15 protein-coding genes are annotated in these 17,329 nt (G+C 61.7%); 8 read left to right on the top strand and 7 right to left on the bottom strand.

The features are described from left to right. Positions 1-77 precede the first annotated feature (77 nt). The 6 genes from NKI61_RS19335 (at position 78) to NKI61_RS19310 (ending at position 6,004) form a co-directional block, all read left to right on the top strand. A complete protein-coding gene (locus tag NKI61_RS19335) occupies positions 78-887 on the top strand; it encodes an NIPSNAP family protein (RefSeq protein WP_352840297.1) in 810 nt (269 codons plus the stop codon). Between the two features lie 72 nt (positions 888-959). After that, complete coding sequence (locus NKI61_RS19330; RefSeq protein ID WP_023747763.1) at positions 960-1,721, top strand: SDR family NAD(P)-dependent oxidoreductase; 762 nt, start codon at positions 960-962, stop codon at positions 1,719-1,721. A 103-nt stretch (positions 1,722-1,824) separates the two neighbouring features. After that, entirely contained in the window at positions 1,825-2,811 is a 987-nt protein-coding gene (locus tag NKI61_RS19325; protein WP_352445855.1) for a glycosyltransferase family 10 domain-containing protein, read from the top strand. A 578-nt stretch (positions 2,812-3,389) separates the two neighbouring features. Next, positions 3,390-4,787 (top strand): class II fumarate hydratase, encoded by a 1,398-nt coding sequence (gene fumC, locus NKI61_RS19320; protein ID WP_023743009.1) that lies wholly within the window; start codon positions 3,390-3,392, stop codon positions 4,785-4,787. Between the two features lie 249 nt (positions 4,788-5,036). Continuing rightward, a complete protein-coding gene (locus NKI61_RS19315) occupies positions 5,037-5,459 on the top strand; it encodes a DoxX family protein (protein ID WP_023671490.1) in 423 nt (140 codons plus the stop codon). A 137-nt stretch (positions 5,460-5,596) separates the two neighbouring features. Next, positions 5,597-6,004, top strand: a complete 408-nt coding sequence (locus NKI61_RS19310) for a DoxX family protein (protein WP_352840295.1) — start codon at positions 5,597-5,599, stop codon at positions 6,002-6,004. A gap of 202 nt (positions 6,005-6,206) precedes the next feature. On the opposite strand, the gene ppx is transcribed toward NKI61_RS19310, so the two are convergent. Both ppx and NKI61_RS19300 read right to left on the bottom strand, forming a co-directional pair. Next, entirely contained in the window at positions 6,207-7,739 is a 1,533-nt protein-coding gene (gene ppx / locus NKI61_RS19305; protein WP_352840294.1) for an exopolyphosphatase, read from the bottom strand. After that, positions 7,736-9,931, bottom strand: a complete 2,196-nt coding sequence (locus tag NKI61_RS19300; RefSeq protein ID WP_023705698.1) for an RNA degradosome polyphosphate kinase — start codon at positions 9,929-9,931, stop codon at positions 7,736-7,738. Before NKI61_RS19300 ends, ppx begins: the two co-directional genes overlap by 4 nt. Before the next feature lie 233 nt (positions 9,932-10,164). On the opposite strand from NKI61_RS19300, the gene NKI61_RS19295 reads away from it, so the two are divergent. Together NKI61_RS19295 and NKI61_RS19290 are read left to right on the top strand one after the other, a co-directional pair. Next, positions 10,165-10,410: a zinc-finger domain-containing protein gene (locus NKI61_RS19295; RefSeq protein ID WP_031194066.1), complete on the top strand. Its 246-nt coding sequence runs from the start codon at positions 10,165-10,167 to the stop codon at positions 10,408-10,410. 19 nt (positions 10,411-10,429) lie between these two features. Then, a complete protein-coding gene (locus tag NKI61_RS19290) occupies positions 10,430-11,668 on the top strand; it encodes an FAD-dependent monooxygenase (RefSeq protein ID WP_023820018.1) in 1,239 nt (412 codons plus the stop codon). Between the two features lie 222 nt (positions 11,669-11,890). On the opposite strand, the gene NKI61_RS19285 is transcribed toward NKI61_RS19290, so the two are convergent. From NKI61_RS19285 to NKI61_RS19265, 5 genes are all read right to left on the bottom strand, one after another. Then, a complete protein-coding gene (locus NKI61_RS19285) occupies positions 11,891-12,556 on the bottom strand; it encodes a TIGR02117 family protein (protein WP_352497266.1) in 666 nt (221 codons plus the stop codon). Positions 12,557-12,661: 105 nt separating this feature from the next. Next, positions 12,662-13,465: an amino acid ABC transporter ATP-binding protein gene (locus NKI61_RS19280; RefSeq protein WP_023671483.1), complete on the bottom strand. Its 804-nt coding sequence runs from the start codon at positions 13,463-13,465 to the stop codon at positions 12,662-12,664. 84 nt (positions 13,466-13,549) lie between these two features. Further along, entirely contained in the window at positions 13,550-14,707 is a 1,158-nt protein-coding gene (locus NKI61_RS19275) for an amino acid ABC transporter permease (protein ID WP_023705694.1), read from the bottom strand. 4 nt (positions 14,708-14,711) lie between these two features. Continuing rightward, positions 14,712-15,899 (bottom strand): amino acid ABC transporter permease, encoded by a 1,188-nt coding sequence (locus NKI61_RS19270; protein WP_023671481.1) that lies wholly within the window; start codon positions 15,897-15,899, stop codon positions 14,712-14,714. A gap of 62 nt (positions 15,900-15,961) precedes the next feature. Continuing rightward, positions 15,962-16,990 carry an amino acid ABC transporter substrate-binding protein gene (locus NKI61_RS19265; protein WP_023671480.1) on the bottom strand — a complete coding sequence of 343 codons (1,029 nt, stop codon included), beginning with the start codon at positions 16,988-16,990 and terminating at the stop codon, positions 15,962-15,964. Positions 16,991-17,329: the final 339 nt, after the last annotated feature.

The raw sequence follows: 17,329 nt of genomic DNA, 5'->3' as shown, positions 1-17,329 counted from the left end.
GATAGCAGATTGACAAAACAGGACAACCGGTCTGTTTTATAAACCGGATGATCATCCTGTTTTTTGGAGACGACACAATGACCGTACCCCTGAATGCGCCTGCGACGGCAAGCCTGCTCGCTTCGCCTGTCGTCGAGTTGCGGCAGTACACGCTGAAGCCGGGCCGGCGCGAGACGCTGATCGACATCTTCGACAGTCGGTTCATCGAAGGCCAGGAACACGCCGGCATGACCATCATCGGACAGTTCCGCGACCTCGACCGCCCCGACATGTTCGTCTGGCTGCGCGGCTTCGATGGCATGGAAGCCCGGAAGCAGGCGCTCACCGCCTTCTATGACGGGCCGGTGTGGACGGCGCACCGCGACGCCGCCAATGCGACGATGATCGATTCTGACGATGTGCTGCTCTTGAAGGCGGCATGGCCAGGCGCCGGCTTCGATCTGTCAGGCGCGCAGCGAGGCGCCATGCCGGCGGATGGAAAGCCGAGCGCAGACGATGGCTTGACCGGTGTTGTTGTCATCCAGATTCATCATCTGCGGTCTGGCGCCGAAGCCGATTTCGCCGGCAATTTCGAAACGGATGCCGTTCCGGTCCTTATCGGCGCCGGCGGACGGTTGCTTGGCGCCTTCATCACCGAGCACGCCGAAAACAGCTTTCCCCGCCTGCCGGTGCGCTTGAGCGAAAACGTCTTTATCGCGGTGACGGGTTTCAACAGTCCCGAGGCGCATGCCAGTTACGAAGCCGCAGTTGCCGCTTCGCCCCAATGGCAAGCGGCCGATGTGACCTGGCGGACCGAAACCTTGCGCCTGACGCCGACGTCGCAGTCGCTGCTGGGATCGGCACGCGGCCAACCGAAGTTCATACTGAGCGATAGGCCGGCGGCTTGACCGCCCTCGCCGATCGGCATTGCCTTCGTGACGCGGGCAACAGCGAGAGCATTCGATGCGACTTGGCCTTCAATGAGACTTTCTGGCAAACGAGCACTGGTGACCGGGGGCTCGGACGGCATCGGCCTGGCGATATCGGAAGCTTTCTTGCGCGAGGGCGCCGACGTGCTGATCGTCGGTCGCGACACCAGCAAGCTCGAGACCGCCCGCGAGACACTTGCGGCGGAGGGCAACGTCGGCACCCAGTCGGCCGATCTCTCGACCTCTTCCGGCATCGATGCCGTGGTCGATCGCGCGAAAGCAACCGGCCCACTCGACATCCTCGTCAACAATGCCGGCGTCGCTTATCTGGTGCCTTTCGAGACCGTCACCGAGCACCAATTCCAGCAATCCTTCGCGCTCAATGTGACGGCGGCGTTCTTCCTTACCCAGCGCCTGCTGCCGCATTTCGGCGCCGGCGCTTCGGTCATCAACATCTCGTCCTACTTCGCCAACAAGATGATCCCGAAGCGGCCATCGAGCCTGTATTCCTTGTCCAAGGGCGCGCTGAATTCGCTGACCAAGTCGCTGGCCTTCGAGCTTGGTCCGCGCGGCATCAGGGTCAATGCGATTGCGCCCGGCACGGTCGAGACCGCCATGCGGCGCAAGTCGATCGAAAACCTGCCGGCGGCAGCGCAGGCCGAGCTGAAAGCCTATGTCGAGCGCAGCTACCCGCTCGGCCGCATCGGCCAGACCAGCGATCTTGCCGGCATCGCCGTCTATCTCGCCAGCGATGAGGCGGCGTGGACCAGCGGCGGCATTTTCGCGATTGATGGCGGGTATACGGCGGGGTGACCGTTTGGACGGCCCTCTGCCTCGAACAAGCGGAGCACTTGACCAAACTTCCGATACCGCGTCTGTCTGCAGATTGAGCAATGCTTCAGACATTCGTGGTGCCATGCCGTCTATCGATCCACTGATCCTCTTCTACACAACGTTCTTCAGCAAACCCGTCGATATCGCGTCGATACAGTGCGAAATTCCCGGGCGGTGGACACTGGACAAACGACGGATTTCCGAGGCCGCGGCAGTCGTCTTCCATATTCCGAACTTTCGCGAAGTTGGCGATGCCTACAAATACCCTGGTCAATATTGGGTCGCCTGGTCGATGGAATGCGGCCAAAACTACAAGCGACTTGCCGACCCCAAAATCATGCGGCACTTCGATATCATCATGACGCATGAATCCCGGTCTGATGTCTGGGTACCCTACCTTCCGCGTGCGGTGTGGTGGAAAGATGCGCTGGCCAGACCAATCGTGCCGAAAACGGAAGAAGCGCCGGTCGCACTCTTCCAGTCGGCAGGCCTGAATTATAGCGGCCGAGTCGATTTGGCGAACGAACTGGCGCGCCACATCAAGATCGATTCTTATGGCCGATATCGCAACAACCGATCGGTCTCTGGCCCCGATCTGGGCTCGAAGACCAAGATCGAAACCATTGCGCGGCACAAATTCTGCCTGGCCATGGAGAACTCGATCGAGGCCGACTATGTCACCGAGAAAATCTATGACGCGTTCATGGCGGGCACGGTGCCGATCTACCTTGGCGCTCCCAATGTGGACGAGTTCGTTCCGGAGCACTCCTTTATTGACGCCAGTGCCTTCGCCAGCGCCAGCGATCTTGCAGCCTATCTCCAGCACCTGATCGCAACGCCGCAAGACTACGAGGCTTATTTCGACTGGCGCTCAAAGCCATTGCCCGACAATCTCGTCAAACGGGTGCAATCATTGGAAACACCCGCGTTCTGCAGACTGATGAGCGTCGTGCGCCAGCGTCTGGAGGCGCGGACAAGCACGCCTTCCGGACGGCGAACACTTCCGTTCGGCTATAGATCCTATCTCAGGACAAAGCTGCGCCGTTGGAGGAAAAAGGTTCCGAGCTGACGGTCCGCGATCAGGCGCGCTTTCAGCAAAATACGGAGGACAAAGAGCGTCTCTTGCGACGTCGAGACGGCTTTGACCTTGCCGCCATGCATCTTGGAAATCTCCGAGGCTATGTGGAGGCGCTCCCAGGGTGGACTTGAAATTCTCGGCTTCGCGATCCGAAGCTCGATCCGGATGCGATGCCGGATTTTGGTCGGGAAACTGAACAGAAGGACAAGTGCATAAGCTACCTCATCGCTGCTGTTGCCAGTGAGACGCCAGCACGGATGGTAGTTTGTGTGGCAGCGTCGCTCGTAGGTAGACGTGAATTGCGCATTGCTGATCCTGGGGGAAGTTTGCGTAGAGCAATCCGCCAGCTCGACATGATCTTATCGAGCTAAATCCGCAAGTTTCCGTCCACTTTATGGGATCAAGCCGCACTGAGGAGCAATTTCCTTCACACGAAAGTGGAGGGTGCAGGATCCCGAAGGGCGGCGCTACTGCTTCAACCGATTTACTGCCTGCCGGCCGCAATCTCTGCTTGAAGGCCATTGTGCAACGCGATACGCCGTTGCCGAATTCGATCGTCGGAGAGACAAGTGACCGCTGCCAGGACCAGAACCGAAACCGACACGTTCGGCCCCATCGAGGTTGCCGCCGACCGTTACTGGGGCGCGCAGGCGCAGCGTTCCCTCGGCAATTTCAGGATAGGCTGGGAAAAACAGCCGGCCTCGATCGTGCGTGCGCTCGGCATCGTCAAGCGAGCGGCGGCGGAAGCCAATATGGAGTTGAAGCGGCTCGATCCGGCAGTCGGCAAGGCGATCATCGAGGCGGCGCAAGAGGTGATCGACGGCAAGCTGAACGATCATTTCCCGCTGGTCGTCTGGCAGACCGGCTCGGGCACGCAGTCCAACATGAACGCCAACGAGGTGATCTCCAACCGGGCGATCGAACTTCTGGGCGGCGTCATGGGCTCGAAGAAGCCGGTGCACCCTAACGACCACGTCAATATGAGCCAGTCGTCGAACGACACCTACCCGACAGCCATGCACATCGCGTGCGCCGAGCGCATCGTGCACGATCTGCTGCCGGCGCTGAAGCATCTCCACGCTGCGCTCGAGGTCAAGACGAAGGCCTTCGCCCACATCATCAAGATCGGCCGCACCCATACGCAGGACGCGACACCCCTCACGCTGGGCCAGGAATTTTCCGGCTACGCCGCGCAGGTGGCCTCTTCGATCAAGCGCATCGAGATGACGCTGCCCGGCCTGCAGGAACTGGCGCAGGGCGGCACCGCCGTCGGCACCGGCCTCAACGCGCCGGTCGGCTTTGCGGAAAAGGTGGCGGCGCGCATCGCCGAAATCACCGGCATCACCTTCGTCACCGCGCCGAACAAGTTCGAGGCGCTCGCCGCGCATGATTCCATGGTGTTCTCGCATGGCGCCATCAACGCGGCGGCCGCCGCCCTCTTCAAGATCGCCAACGATATCCGCTTCCTCGGCTCCGGCCCGCGCTCGGGCCTCGGCGAACTGTCGCTGCCGGAAAACGAGCCGGGTTCCTCGATCATGCCGGGCAAGGTCAACCCGACCCAATGCGAGGCTCTGACGCAGGTCTGCGTGCAGGTGTTCGGCAACAACGCCTCGCTGACCTTCGCCGGCAGCCAGGGACATTTCGAGCTCAACGTCTATAACCCGCTGATGGCCTACAACTTCCTGCAGTCGGTGCAGCTGTTGGCTGACGCTTCGATCTCCTTCACCGACAATTGCGTCGTCGGCATCGAGGCGCGCGAAGACAACATCAAGGCCGCGCTCGACCGCTCGCTGATGCTGGTGACAGCGCTGGCGCCGACGATCGGGTACGACAATGCCGCCAAGATCGCCAAGACCGCGCACAAGAAGGGCACCACCTTGCGCGAGGAAGCACTGGCCACCGGGCTGGTCAGCGAGGCAGACTACGACCGGCTGGTGCGGCCGGAGGACATGACGCATCCGGGTTAAGCGATTCCAGGGGAAGTGCCTTCCTCGAAGCGCGCAGCCCTTCCTCTTTGGAATTGCGTCAACTAGAAATTCGAATTGTGTGGCGGGACAATTTGCTCCCGCCGCTGCTGGCCGCGACAAGAATTTTGCGTCGGTCGAACGATCCCGAAATGTACATCCTGTGAACAATGTGTCGCCGGACTGGCGGCTTTGGTGAACAGTCGGCTTGGTCTATCTGACCGGGACATCAACCCTTTTCGGAGAGCCACCATGTCCATCAACACTTCCGCTGCCGGCGCCGGCATCGCGTCCAACAGCTCCACCACCATCCTGCTCGGCCGCATCCTGCTCGCCGCCATCTTCCTGCTTTCCGGCTTCGGCAAGCTCACCGCCATTTCCGGCACCGCCGGCTATTTCGGCGCCATGGGCCTGCCGGTGCCGACCATAACGGCCATTGTCGTCGGCCTGATCGAATTGCTCGGCGGCCTTGCCGTGCTCGTTGGCTTTCAGACCCGCATCGCCGCCTGGGTGCTCGCGGTCTTCACCATCGCCTCGGCCTTTGTCGCCCATACCGGCTGGGCCGACCAGAACCAGATGATCCATTTCCTGAAGAACGTCGCCATCACCGGCGGTTTCCTGCTGCTGGCTTCCTCGGGCCCTGGCGCCTACTCGATCGACGCCAAGCGCGGCTGAGCTTTCCCTCCCAAGCCTGAAAAAAGCGGCGTGGAATTTTCCACGCCGCTTTTTCGTTGTCTGCCCAAGCGCGCGCCCGTCCCATCCCTGCTAGGATCGGTCTCGAAACAGCCGGCGGACAGACAACGGAGATGACCATGCCCCGCGATGCATTGCTTCTGATTTCCCGGCTGCTGCTCGCCGCCCTGCTCGTTCCCTCCGGCTACCACGCGCTCGCCGACATTGCCGGGACGACCGGCTATTTCGCCGGCCTCGGCATGCCATTGCCGACGCTTGCTGCCTGGGGCACCGGGCTGTTCGAGTTGATTGCCGGTCTCTTGATACTGGTCGGCTTTCAGACGCCGGTCGTTGCGATACTTCTTGCCGCTTTCTGCATCGTTGCAGGCTCCATCGGCCACTACGGCCAGGGCGGCGATGACCCGATGCTCACCTTCCTGCACCAGCAGATGCTGATGAAGGATATTGCTATCGCCGGTGGATTCCTGGCGCTAGCCATGGCCGGCGCCGGGGCCTTGTCGATCGACGGGCGCCGCGCCGCGGTCTGATATCGTCAAATATCGTCCCAGGTTGATCCCTCGCCGAGGCAGGTCGACCCCCACTCCGTCTCGGCTCCGCCGAGCCACCTCTCCCCCGATCGACGGGGTAGAGGAAGGGCTCGAGCCTATTGGTGCGAAGCAGCGACGGATTGAGGAAGCCGGTCCTCGAACGCGAGGCCGACGACGACATGGTTTTGCTGTCAGGCCGCGCCTACTTCACCGACACGCTCTGCCCACCCTCGACCGCCAGCACCAGCCGGCGGTTGGTGATCCGCGCCAGTTGCGCCAGCCGTCCGGCCGGGCGTTCGCCGTAAAGATCGGAAAGTGAGGCCGGCAGCACCAGCGCCAACGTGCCATTGCCGCGGTTTTCCCATTTCAGCCGCGGCATGACGCCGGGCATGGCCGCAGTCAGCAGATAGACGACGCGCAGCACCGCCGCCAGGATGCGGGCGCGCTCGAGATAGCGCGGCGTCGCCAGGCCGCGGATTTCCGGCGCCGCATCGTTGAACACGCCTTCGTGGCGGAACAGGCCGACCAGCGCCAGGAAGGCACGGCCGGGGTGATCGACGCCAATGAAGGAGGCGTGGGCAATGATGTTGAGCGACTGCTTGCCGCGATATTCCGGGTGTGCGCGCCAGCCTATATCGGCCAGCAGACAGGCAGCGTGGCGATAGCGCGCCTCATCCTCCGTCTCGTCGATGCCGAAGGCGGCAAAGGTCTTGTCCGTCCATTCGACAAGCTCATGCGCATGGGTGACCGAGCGCGACCGCAGCCGCGCCAGTTCCTCCGAAGCGGAGACCAGCGGATCGGCCTTCTGCTCGGCAGGGTCGAGCAGCGAATAGAGAAACCCTTCGCGCACGCCCAATGCCGAGACGATGATCTTCGACGGCTGCATCGCCGCCATGATCTCCTGCAGCACGACCGCGCCATAGGGCAGCAGCGAACGGCGGTTCTTCGACACACCTTCGATGCCCTTGACCTTCTCGATCTCGCCTTTCGCCACCTGCTTCAGGAAATTGGCGGCGCTTTCGACACCGATCTCATAGTGGTGCATGACGCCAAGCGGGTAGTTGGTCATTTCCATGTGCAGCCGGGCAAGGTTTCGCCAGGTGCCGCCAACGGCGTAGAAGGGCCGTCCCTGCCCGCCCTTCAACAATTTGGCGCGCGCCAGTTCGTCGCGGGTGATCTTTGTCGCCTGGGCGAGCGAATTCCTGGCCATGTCCTGCAGCCGCAGGCCACCCAGCGGCAGCGTGATGCCGTCGCCGATCGCCTCGCCATTGATGTCGATAAGCTCCAGGCTGCCGCCGCCAAGATCGCCGGCAATGCCATTGGCGGGGTGGAAGCCCGAAATGACGCCAAGCGCCGAATAATGCGCCTCCTGCCGGCCAGTGAGCACGCGGATCTCGGTCTTGAGCACATCCTGGGCGCGGTGGATGAAATCGGGGCCGTTGATCGCTTCGCGGGCCGCGGCCGTTGCCAGCACAAACATGTGCTCCGCACCCGCCTGATCGGAGAGCGCGCGGAAACGGCGGAACTCCTCCATCGAGCGCGTCACCGCCTCGGGGTCGAGCTTGCCGGTCGAAACGATGCCGCGGCCGAGGCCGGCCAGCATCTTTTCGTTGAACAGCAAGGTCGGCGAGCGCGCCAACCCTTCATAGACGACAAGGCGGATCGAGTTCGAGCCGATGTCGATGATGGACAGCGGCCGGCGATCCTGCAGCCGGCCTTGGGACGTTGAAATCATGAGCCGCTGTTCTTCTTGCGACGCTTGAACTGCGCGATGCGCTTGGGCGCATGCGACTTCAGCGCGTCACCCCGTCCCGACAGGCTCGGATTGGTCATGAAATATTCCTGCGCGTTGAACGGTTCCTCACCCTCATCCAGCACGACGCGCCGGGAGGTTCCGTCAGCCAATACGTCGAAACTTTGCTGGTTGTCCATGATGTTGCCCAGCATGATCTGGCCAAGGATCTGTTCATGCACCGTCGGATTGGTGATCGGCACCATGGTCTCGACGCGGCGGTCGAGATTGCGTGGCATCAAGTCGGCCGAGGCGATGTAGACGATCGCCTCGTCCGACGGCAGGCCATGGCCGTTGCCGAAGCAGTAGATGCGGCTGTGTTCGAGGAAGCGGCCGACGATCGACTTGACCCTGATGTTTTCCGACAGGCCGGGCACCTGCGGCCGCAGGCAGCAGATGCCGCGCACGACGAGATCGATCTCGACGCCGGCACGGCTGGCGTCATAGAGCGCGTCGATGATGTTGGGATCGACGAGCGCGTTCATCTTCATCCAGATGCGCGCCGGACGGCCAGCCAGCGCGTAGGCGACCTCGTCGGCAATGTGCTTGAGGATACGGCTGCGCAGCGTAAACGGCGAGATGGCGATCCGCATCTCATCGGTCGGCTCGGCATAGCCGGTGATGAAGTTGAACAGCTGGGCGACATCGCGCGCGATCGTCGGATCGGTGGTGAAGAAGGACAGGTCGGTGTAGATGCGCGCGGTCACCGGATGGTAGTTGCCGGTGCCGAGATGCACATAGTTGCGCAGCTTGCCGTCCTCGCGCCGCACTACTAGCGACATTTTCGCATGGGTTTTGAGTTCGAGGAAGCCGAACACGACCTGAACGCCGGCGCGTTCGAGGTCGCGCGCCCAGCGGATGTTGGCTTCCTCGTCGAAGCGCGCCTTGAGCTCGACCAGGGCGGTTACCGACTTGCCGGCCTCGGCCGCGTCGACCAAGGCGCGCACGATCGGGCTGTCGTTGGAGGTGCGGTAGAGCGTCTGCTTGATCGCCACCACCTCGGGGTCGGCCATCGCCTGGCGCAGGAATTGGACCACCACGTCGAAGGATTCATAGGGGTGGTGGACGACGATGTCCTTCTCGCGGATGGCCGCGAAACAGTCGCCGCCATGCTCGCGGATGCGCTCGGGAAAGCGTGGATTGTAGGGGGTGAACTTCAGGTCGTCGCGTGGCACGGCGACGATCTCGGAAATCTGGCTGAGCGCCAGCGGGCCGGTCAGAACGCTGATGCGGCTCGAAGAGACGCCAAGCTCGCCGGCGACGAACTCGCGCAATTCGCCGGGCATCGACTTGTCGAATTCGATGCGGATGACCGAACCGCGGCGGCGCCGCTTCAGCGCCGTCTCGAACAGGCGCACGAGATCTTCCGACTCTTCCTCGACCTCGATATCGCTGTCCCGGATGATGCGGAAGGTGCCGGAACCCTTGACCTCATAGCCGGGGAACAGCTTGCCGATATAGAGGCCGACAGCCTCCTCCAACGGAATGAAGCGAACGTGCTGCTTGCGGTCGGGCAGACGGATGAAGCGCTTCAGCGCCACCGGCAGGCGCAGAAGCGCGCTCATCTCCTCGCCATTCTTGCGATGGCGCAATTGCAGCGCCATCGAGAAGCCGAGATTGGGAATGAACGGAAACGGATGCGCCGGGTCGATCGACAGTGGAGTCAGCACCGGGAAAACCTGGTCCTGGAAATGGTCTTCCAGCCAGACTTTTTCATCCTTGGTCAGTGCATCGCGGGTGATGCTCTCAATGCCTTCCTTGTTGAGCAGCAACATCAGCGCCGAAAGGCTATTCTGCTGGTCCTCCTGCAGCCGCTCGACCTCGCGCAGCAATTGTTCCAGCTGCTGCTCCGGAGTCCGGCCGTCGGGGCTCTTGAGCGCAATGCCTTCGCGCACCTGGCCCGCAAGGCCGGCGACGCGGACCATGAAGAATTCATCGAGATTGGCGGCCGAAATCGACAGGAAACGGACGCGTTCGAGCAGCGGATGGTGCTCGTTCTGCGATTCCTCGAGCACACGCCGGTTGAACTGCAGCCAGGAGAACTCACGGTTGACGAACCTATCGGGGTTGCCGCCCTCGGGGCTCGCCACCTCGACATTGATGAATTCGCTCTGCACCGGCTTCAGTTCGTTCATGGTTCCTGCTCTTCCCCGCCAACCGTCCCTTGGAGCGCCGCTGGACGTGCCATGCCTCTAACACGCTTTTGTGACGCATGACCCTTCGGCGAAAACCATTCCGATTTCAGGGACATGCACTTAACCGGCTCACCGTATCCTCTGACAGGCTTTTGCGACAGTTTCATTTCATCGATCTTGCAAACAGGCCTGTTATGTTCCAGATGCTTTTCGACGAGATCAAGGAGACGACGATGGCAGGCGGTTCCATTCCCCACTTCCAGAACGATGCGGGCCATCCGGCAATCGACATCGGCGTCAAGGAATTTATGTGCACCGGCGCCAACCCGCCCTTCGACCACCCACATGTGTTTCTCGACATGGGCGACGACGATGAAAAGGTCTGCCCCTATTGCTCGACGCTCTACCGCTATTCGGCGAAGCTGAGGGCGACTGAAACGCTGCCGGGTGGTTGCCTTTATATCGACCAGGCCGCCTGATCCTTCCGCGACAAGCCCGATGGAGGACATCAGGTCCCGGCAGGTCATAATCGCCGGGGCCGGCATCGCCGGGCTGACCGCTGCCCTTGCCTTCGCCGGACGGGGTTATCCGGTAAAGCTTATCGAACAGGCACAGCACCTAGAAGCGGCCGGCGCCGGCATCCAGCTTTCGCCCAACGCAACACGCATTCTTGGAAAACTCGGCGTGCTCGACCGGCTGCTGCCCGCAGCGTTGCGGCCGGAAGCGGTCGTGCTCAAGGACGCCGGGACGCTGCGCGGACTGGCGCGGGTACCGCTTGGGCAAGCCGCCGAAGCGCGCTGGCAGGCGCCTTATCTCGTCGCTCACCGCGCCGATCTGCAGGCAGCGCTGCTGGCGCAAATGGCCGAACGGCCGGAGATTGAGCTCATCACCGGCGCCCGCGTGACCGGCATCGTCAAAGACGCGCAATATGTCGCCGTGACCGCCGAAGTGGACGGCCGCGAGATCGAGGCACGCGGCAAACTGCTGGTCGGCGCCGACGGCGTCTGGTCGGCAGTCAGGGCGCAACTCGCAGGCGAGGACTTCGTCAAAAGCCGTTTTTCGGGCGAACTCGCCTGGCGAGTCACGATCGCGGCCGAGAGCGCCGCCGGCGAAGCCTTTGTCGCGATCGGCGCCGCCGACTGCGTCACCACGTTCCTGCATCCAGGCTTCCACATGGTCGCCTATCCCGTCAGCAAAGGCCGGGCCTTCAATCTCGCCGCCTTCACCAAGGGCGAGCGCATGGCGGAAGGTTGGTCAGGCCATGCCGATCCCGCGATCCTCACGGCTGCCCTGCGCGGCACCGCGCCGGGCCTGACGAAGCTTGTGGCACTGGCCGGCCCGTGGACGGCCTTTCCGATCCACACCGTCGAACAGAAGCGGTGGACGAGCCCGCAGGGCATCGCGCTGATCGGCGACGCTGCGCATGCGATGACGCCGTTTGCCGCACAGGGCGCCGCGATGGCGATCGAAGATGCCATCACGCTTGCCGACGCTATCGCCGATTTCCCTGGCGATCTGCCCAGAAGTTTTCAAATCTGGGAAAATCTTCGGCGGCCGCGTGTCGCCAAGGCCGCGCGTCGTGGGGCCGTAAACCGCCTCGCCTGGCATGCTGCCGGCCCGGTGGCGATCGCCCGCAATCTGTTCCTGGCCATGCGCTCGCCCGACAAGCTCGCCGCCGACCTCGACTGGCTCTATGGATGGCGAGCGGACACTCGGCAGTCTAGATCGTCGACGTAGCGATCCTTCCCACCCCCCTCTGTCCTGCCGGACATCTCCCCGCAAGGGGGGAGATTGGATGTCGCCGTCGCCGTCGCCAAAATCGCCGGCGTTGCAGCAGGAGCGCCGCGGGCAAAACGGCTGATCTCCCCCCTTGCGGGGGAGATGGCCGGCAGGCCAGAGGGGGGTGCTGTCCCGCTGGCTTCAAAAGATCCAACACTGTCGCGGTGCGATGAAGGACTGCTAGTTATAAAACCGCATCGACAAGCCCAGCGAGGCCGGCAGCGGGTTCCACCAGCCGGTGCGCAGGCCGGCGGTGCGCAGGCCGGCGGCTGTCCAGGTGTTACAGCCGACAAGCGCGTTGAAATGGCCGTTCGCCTCGAAGAAGCGGTCGAAGCTGGAATAGGCGGCGTTCTCGATGACGACCGGACCATGCGGCCCTTGCTGGAAACTCGCGTCGATATAGTCGAGCAGCGCTGCAAAACGTTCCTCATCGATGTCGAAACCGGTGACAGCAGGGTGCGGCTCGGCGATGGCCCCGGCGATATCGACATGCATGACCGAGGCGTCCAGTGTCAGCGCCTTGAGGACGGGCACTGTCTTCAGCTGCGACCAGCTCGGCGTCTCCAGATAGAAGGCCCGGCCGCCCCAGCCAAAGACGATGTAGCGCACTTCCGGGGCGTCGACAGGGATGCCGGCAGCGACCAGGAAATGGAAGCGCCGGCGCACCTCGTCATCGACGGGAATGGCGATGTCGGTGTGGATCGGATTCTCCAGCACCAGAATATGGCGCGTGCCCTCACCCGCCGCTGACGCCGGCCACAGCGGACGCGGCACCAGCGTGCCGAGCGTGGCAGCGAGCGCGACCACGATAATCAGCATGGCCACGAAACGCAGGGCTTTTCTCATGCGGCGGCGGCTTTGTGTTTCAATGGAGAAGATCAATCCCGACCCCAGATAGCAAAAGAGCCCGGCCGCATTACGGCCGGGCTCTTTTGCTTCGCATGAAAATGCTCAGTGCAGGATCTGCGACAGAAACAGCTTGGTGCGCTCGTGGCGCGGATGGTCGAAGAACTCGGCCGGCGTGTTCTGCTCGACGATCTGGCCCTGATCCATGAAGATCACCCGGTTGGCGACTTTGCGGGCAAAGCCCATTTCGTGGGTGACGCACAGCATGGTCATGCCTTCCTCGGCCAGGCCCACCATCGTCTCCAGCACTTCCTTGATCATTTCTGGATCGAGCGCCGAGGTCGGCTCATCGAACAGCATGATGCGCGGGTTCATGCACAGGGAACGCGCGATCGCCACGCGCTGCTGCTGGCCGCCCGACAGCTGGCCCGGATATTTGTTGGCCTGTTCGGGGATCTTGACGCGCTTGAGGAAGTGCATGGCGATTTCCTCGGCCTGCTTCTTCGGCGTCTTGCGCACCCAGATCGGTGCCAATGTGCAATTCTCCAGGATGGTCAGATGCGGGAACAGGTTGAAGTGCTGGAACACCATGCCGACCTCGCGGCGCACCTCGTCGATCTTCTTGAGATCGTTGGTGAGTTCCTTGCCGTCGACGATGATCTTGCCCTTCTGGTGCTCTTCCAGCCGGTTGATGCAGCGGATCATGGTCGATTTGCCCGAGCCCGAAGGACCGCAGATGACGATGCGCTCGCCGCGCATCACCTTGAGGTTGATGTCCTTCAGCACATGGAACTCGCCATACCATTTGTGCATGCCGATGATGTCGATTGCGACATCGGTGGTCGAGATGTGCATCTTCTTGGCATCGACCTTGATCTCTTCGGCGCTGACGGCGTTTTCTATGACCATGGCAGGTTCCCCTTTTTGTTCTGTCTTTTAGCTATGATGCATGTCGTTGTCCCAAAACCGCTAAACACTTTTGGGCGACATGCATCAACGTTTGTGGCCGGTGTCGAGCCGGCGTTCCGTGTACATCGAATAGCGCGACATGCCGAAGCAGAACAGCCAGAAGACGAAGGCTGCAAAGATGAGACCGGATCTCGCGGTCTGTGGCGTCGCCCAATTGGCGTCCGAGAAGTTCTGCTTGACGACGCCAAGCAGGTCAAACATCGAGATGATGATGACGAGGCTTGTGTCCTTGAACATACCGATGAAGGTATTGACGATGCCGGGGATGACCAGCTTCAGTGCCTGCGGCAGCACGATCAGCACCATCTTCTGCCAGTAGCCCAGGCCAAGCGAATCCGCACCCTCATACTGGCCCTTGGGGATCGCCTGCAGGCCGCCGCGCACCACTTCGGCCATATAGGCGGCGGCAAACAGCGAGACGCCGATCAGCGCCCTGAGATATTTGTCGAACGAAACCCCGGCGGGCAGAAACAGCGGCAGCATGACGCTGGCAAAGAACAAAACGGTGATCAGCGGGATGCCGCGAACGAACTCGATGAAGACCACGCACAGTGTCTTGACGATCGGCATCTTGGAGCGCCGGCCAAGCGCCAGCACGATGCCCATCGGCAGCGACACGGCAATGCCGACAAAGGACAGGCTCAGCGTCACCAGCAGCCCGCCCCATAGCTGGGTCTCCACATGCGGCAGGCCGAAGATGCCGCCGACCAGGAGCACGAACGCGATGATCGGCAGTGCCAGGAATAGAAGAATGGCGTTCAACCCCTTGCGCGGCACGCGTGGCATCAGCAACGGGACCAGCAGCGCCACGAACAGGACGGCGACCAGGATCGGCCGCCAGCGCTCTTCCAGGGGATAGCGGCCAAGCATCAACTGGCCGAACTTCGCGTTGACGAAGGCCCAGCAGGCGCCTGACCAACCGTCCGGCTGGATGCCGCCTTGCGCCACCGTGGCGCATACAGTCCGGTCCGGCCCCGTCCACTGGGCGTTGATGAAGGCCCAGTTGACGATAGGCGGCACGATCATCACCACCAGCGCAATAGCCACTACAGTCAGGATGACGTCGCCCACCGAACCGATCAGGTTCTTGCGAACCCAGGCCAAAGGCCCTCGCACGCCGGCCGGGGCTTGTTGAGCGAGTGCCATTTCGGTCCGCACCCAGGAGGTATCATGTTCCTGCATGGTCTTACCTCTCCACCAGCGCCATCCTGGCGTTGACCACATTCATCACCGCCGACGTCACCAGGCTGATGATGAGATAGACGACCATCATGATCAGCACACCCTCGACCGCTTGACCGGTCTGATTCAGCACTGTGCCGGCGATCGCCGTCAGGTCGGGGTAACCGATGGCAATGGCCAGCGACGAGTTCTTGGTCAGGTTGAGATACTGGCTGGTCAGCGGCGGGATGACGATCCGCATGGCTTGGGGAACGACGACAAGCCGCAGGATAGATCCCGGCCGCAGCCCCAGGGCGCCAGCCGCTTCGGTCTGACCCTTGCTGACGCCGAGAATGCCGGCGCGCACGATCTCGGCGATGAAGGAGGCCGTGTAACAGGACAGCGCCAAATAGAGAGACAGGAACTCCGGCCCGATCTGAAAGCCTCCGGTCAGGTTGAAGGTCGATTGTTTTGGAAAGTCGAAGCTCAAGGGAAAGCCGCTCAGCGCATAGGCCAGGAGCGGAAGGCCGACGATCAGCGCCGCCGAAGTCCAGAATACGGGAAACTGCTGGCCGGTTGCCATTTGCCGCTGGCGTGCCGTGCGCGCGACAAAAAAAGCCATGGCGATGCCGACAAGCAAGGCGACAAACATCAGCCAGGAGCCGTCGCCCCAGATAGCGCGCGGAAAATAGAAACCGCGTTGGTTGAGGAAAGAGCCGAACGGCAAATTGAAACTGTCGCGAGGCGCCGGCAGCACCGCGAGCACGCCTGAATACCAGAAGAAGATCACCAGCAGCGGCGGGATGTTGCGGAACACCTCGACATAGACCGTGCAAATCTTGCGAACCAGCCAATTGCGCGATAACCGGCCGACGCCGACAATGAAGCCAATGATGGTCGCGGTGATAATGCCGGCAACGGCGACGATAATGGTGTTGATAAGCCCGACGACAATGGCCTGGCCATAGGTCGAATCGGAATCATAAGCGATGGGCCTGACTGGAATGTCAAAGCCTGCTCGGTTGTTCAGAAAGCCAAAACCGGAAGTAATATGCAGGCGCTGCAGGTTGACGATGACGTTGTGGACGATCCACCAGACGCCCGCCACCAGCAAGATGACAACCACCGCCTGGAAGAAAAACCCGCGGACTTTCGGATCGTTGATGAAGGAACCGCGGCTCGGCTCCTCGCGAAGAACTTCCTGCGACGCCATTGCTCATCCCCTGGAAAGAGAAACCGGAAGGCAGATGATCTGCCTTCCGGATCACATTTCGATCAGCGGATCGGCGGTGCGTATTGCAGGCCGCCCTTGGTCCACAGCGCATTGATGCCGCGCGCGATCTTTAGCGGGCTGCCGGTGCCGACATTGCGCTCGAACATCTCACCGTAATTGCCGACTGCCTTGACGATGTTGACGACCCAGTCATTGCTCACGCCAAGGTCGGTTCCGATCTTGGTTTCGGCTTCCTGACCGAGCACGCGCTTGATCTCCGGATTATCCGAGGTCTTCATCTCTTCGACATTGGCCTGGGTGATGCCCAGTTCCTCTGCCTGCAACAGGGCGAAGTAGGTCCACTTGACGATGTGGTACCACTGGTCGTCCCCCTGGCGTACGGCGGGGCCGAGCGGCTCTTTGGAGATGATCTCGGGCAGCACGACATGGTCGGCCGGCGCACTCAGCGTCAGGCGGATGCCATAGAGGCCGGATTGGTCGGTGGTGTAGACGTCGCAGCGGCCGGCGTCATAGGCAGCGTTGACCTCTTCCAGCTTTTCGAAGACGACCGGGTTGTACTCCATCTTGTTCGCCTTGAAGTAATCGGCGAGGTTGAGCTCGGTGGTGGTGCCGCTCTGCACGCAGACTGCCGCACCTGAAAGCTGCAGCGCCGAATTGACGCCAGGCAGTTTCTTAGCGTTGATCATGAAACCCTGGCCGTCATAATAGGTGACGCCGATGAAGTTCAGGCCAAGCGCGGTATCGCGATTGATGGTCCATGTGGTGTTGCGCGACAGGAGATCGATCTCGCCCGACTGCAACGCGGTGAAGCGCTCCTTGGCGCTGAGCGGCGTGAACTTGACCTTGGAGGCATCGCCGAAGACTGCACCAGCGACAGCGCGGCAGAAATCCGCGTCGATGCCTTTCCAATCGCCTTTGTCGTCAGGCGCCGAGAAGCCGGCCAGGCCCGTCGAGACACCGCACTGGATGAAGCCCTTCGCCTTGACGGTATCGAGCGTTGTCGCCGACGCGGCCGAAGCCATCCATCCAAGCGCAGCGGCACCGAGAATGCCAATTGCAATATGTTTCATAACCCACAGACCCTTTTCTGTTTTCAGGTAAACCCTGATCCTCAGGCAAATCCTGATCTTTTCCCGCGTGAACCCGGCTCCCATCCGGCTCATTCCGGAACCTCGCGTCGTAACCGACGCCCGGCCCCTCCCATTCACGAACTGCATCGAAGGCGATTATCTCTGTGAGGTCAAGGGAAATGACCGTTTCACGACAGCTTTGAAAACCAATTGCCGCAAATGCTGAATTGCGGACAATACCCTCAGGAAAGCAGCAAGCCCCGCAAACAAAAACGGCAAAGTCCGTCGACGCTAATCCACATCCACTCATGAAATCCGCGGCTCTGGATTGCCACGCGT

The organism is Mesorhizobium sp. M0514 (assembly GCF_040321145.1).
Classification (GTDB): Bacteria; Pseudomonadota; Alphaproteobacteria; order Rhizobiales; family Rhizobiaceae; genus Mesorhizobium.
This window is presented reverse-complemented; position numbering and strand designations above follow the sequence as displayed.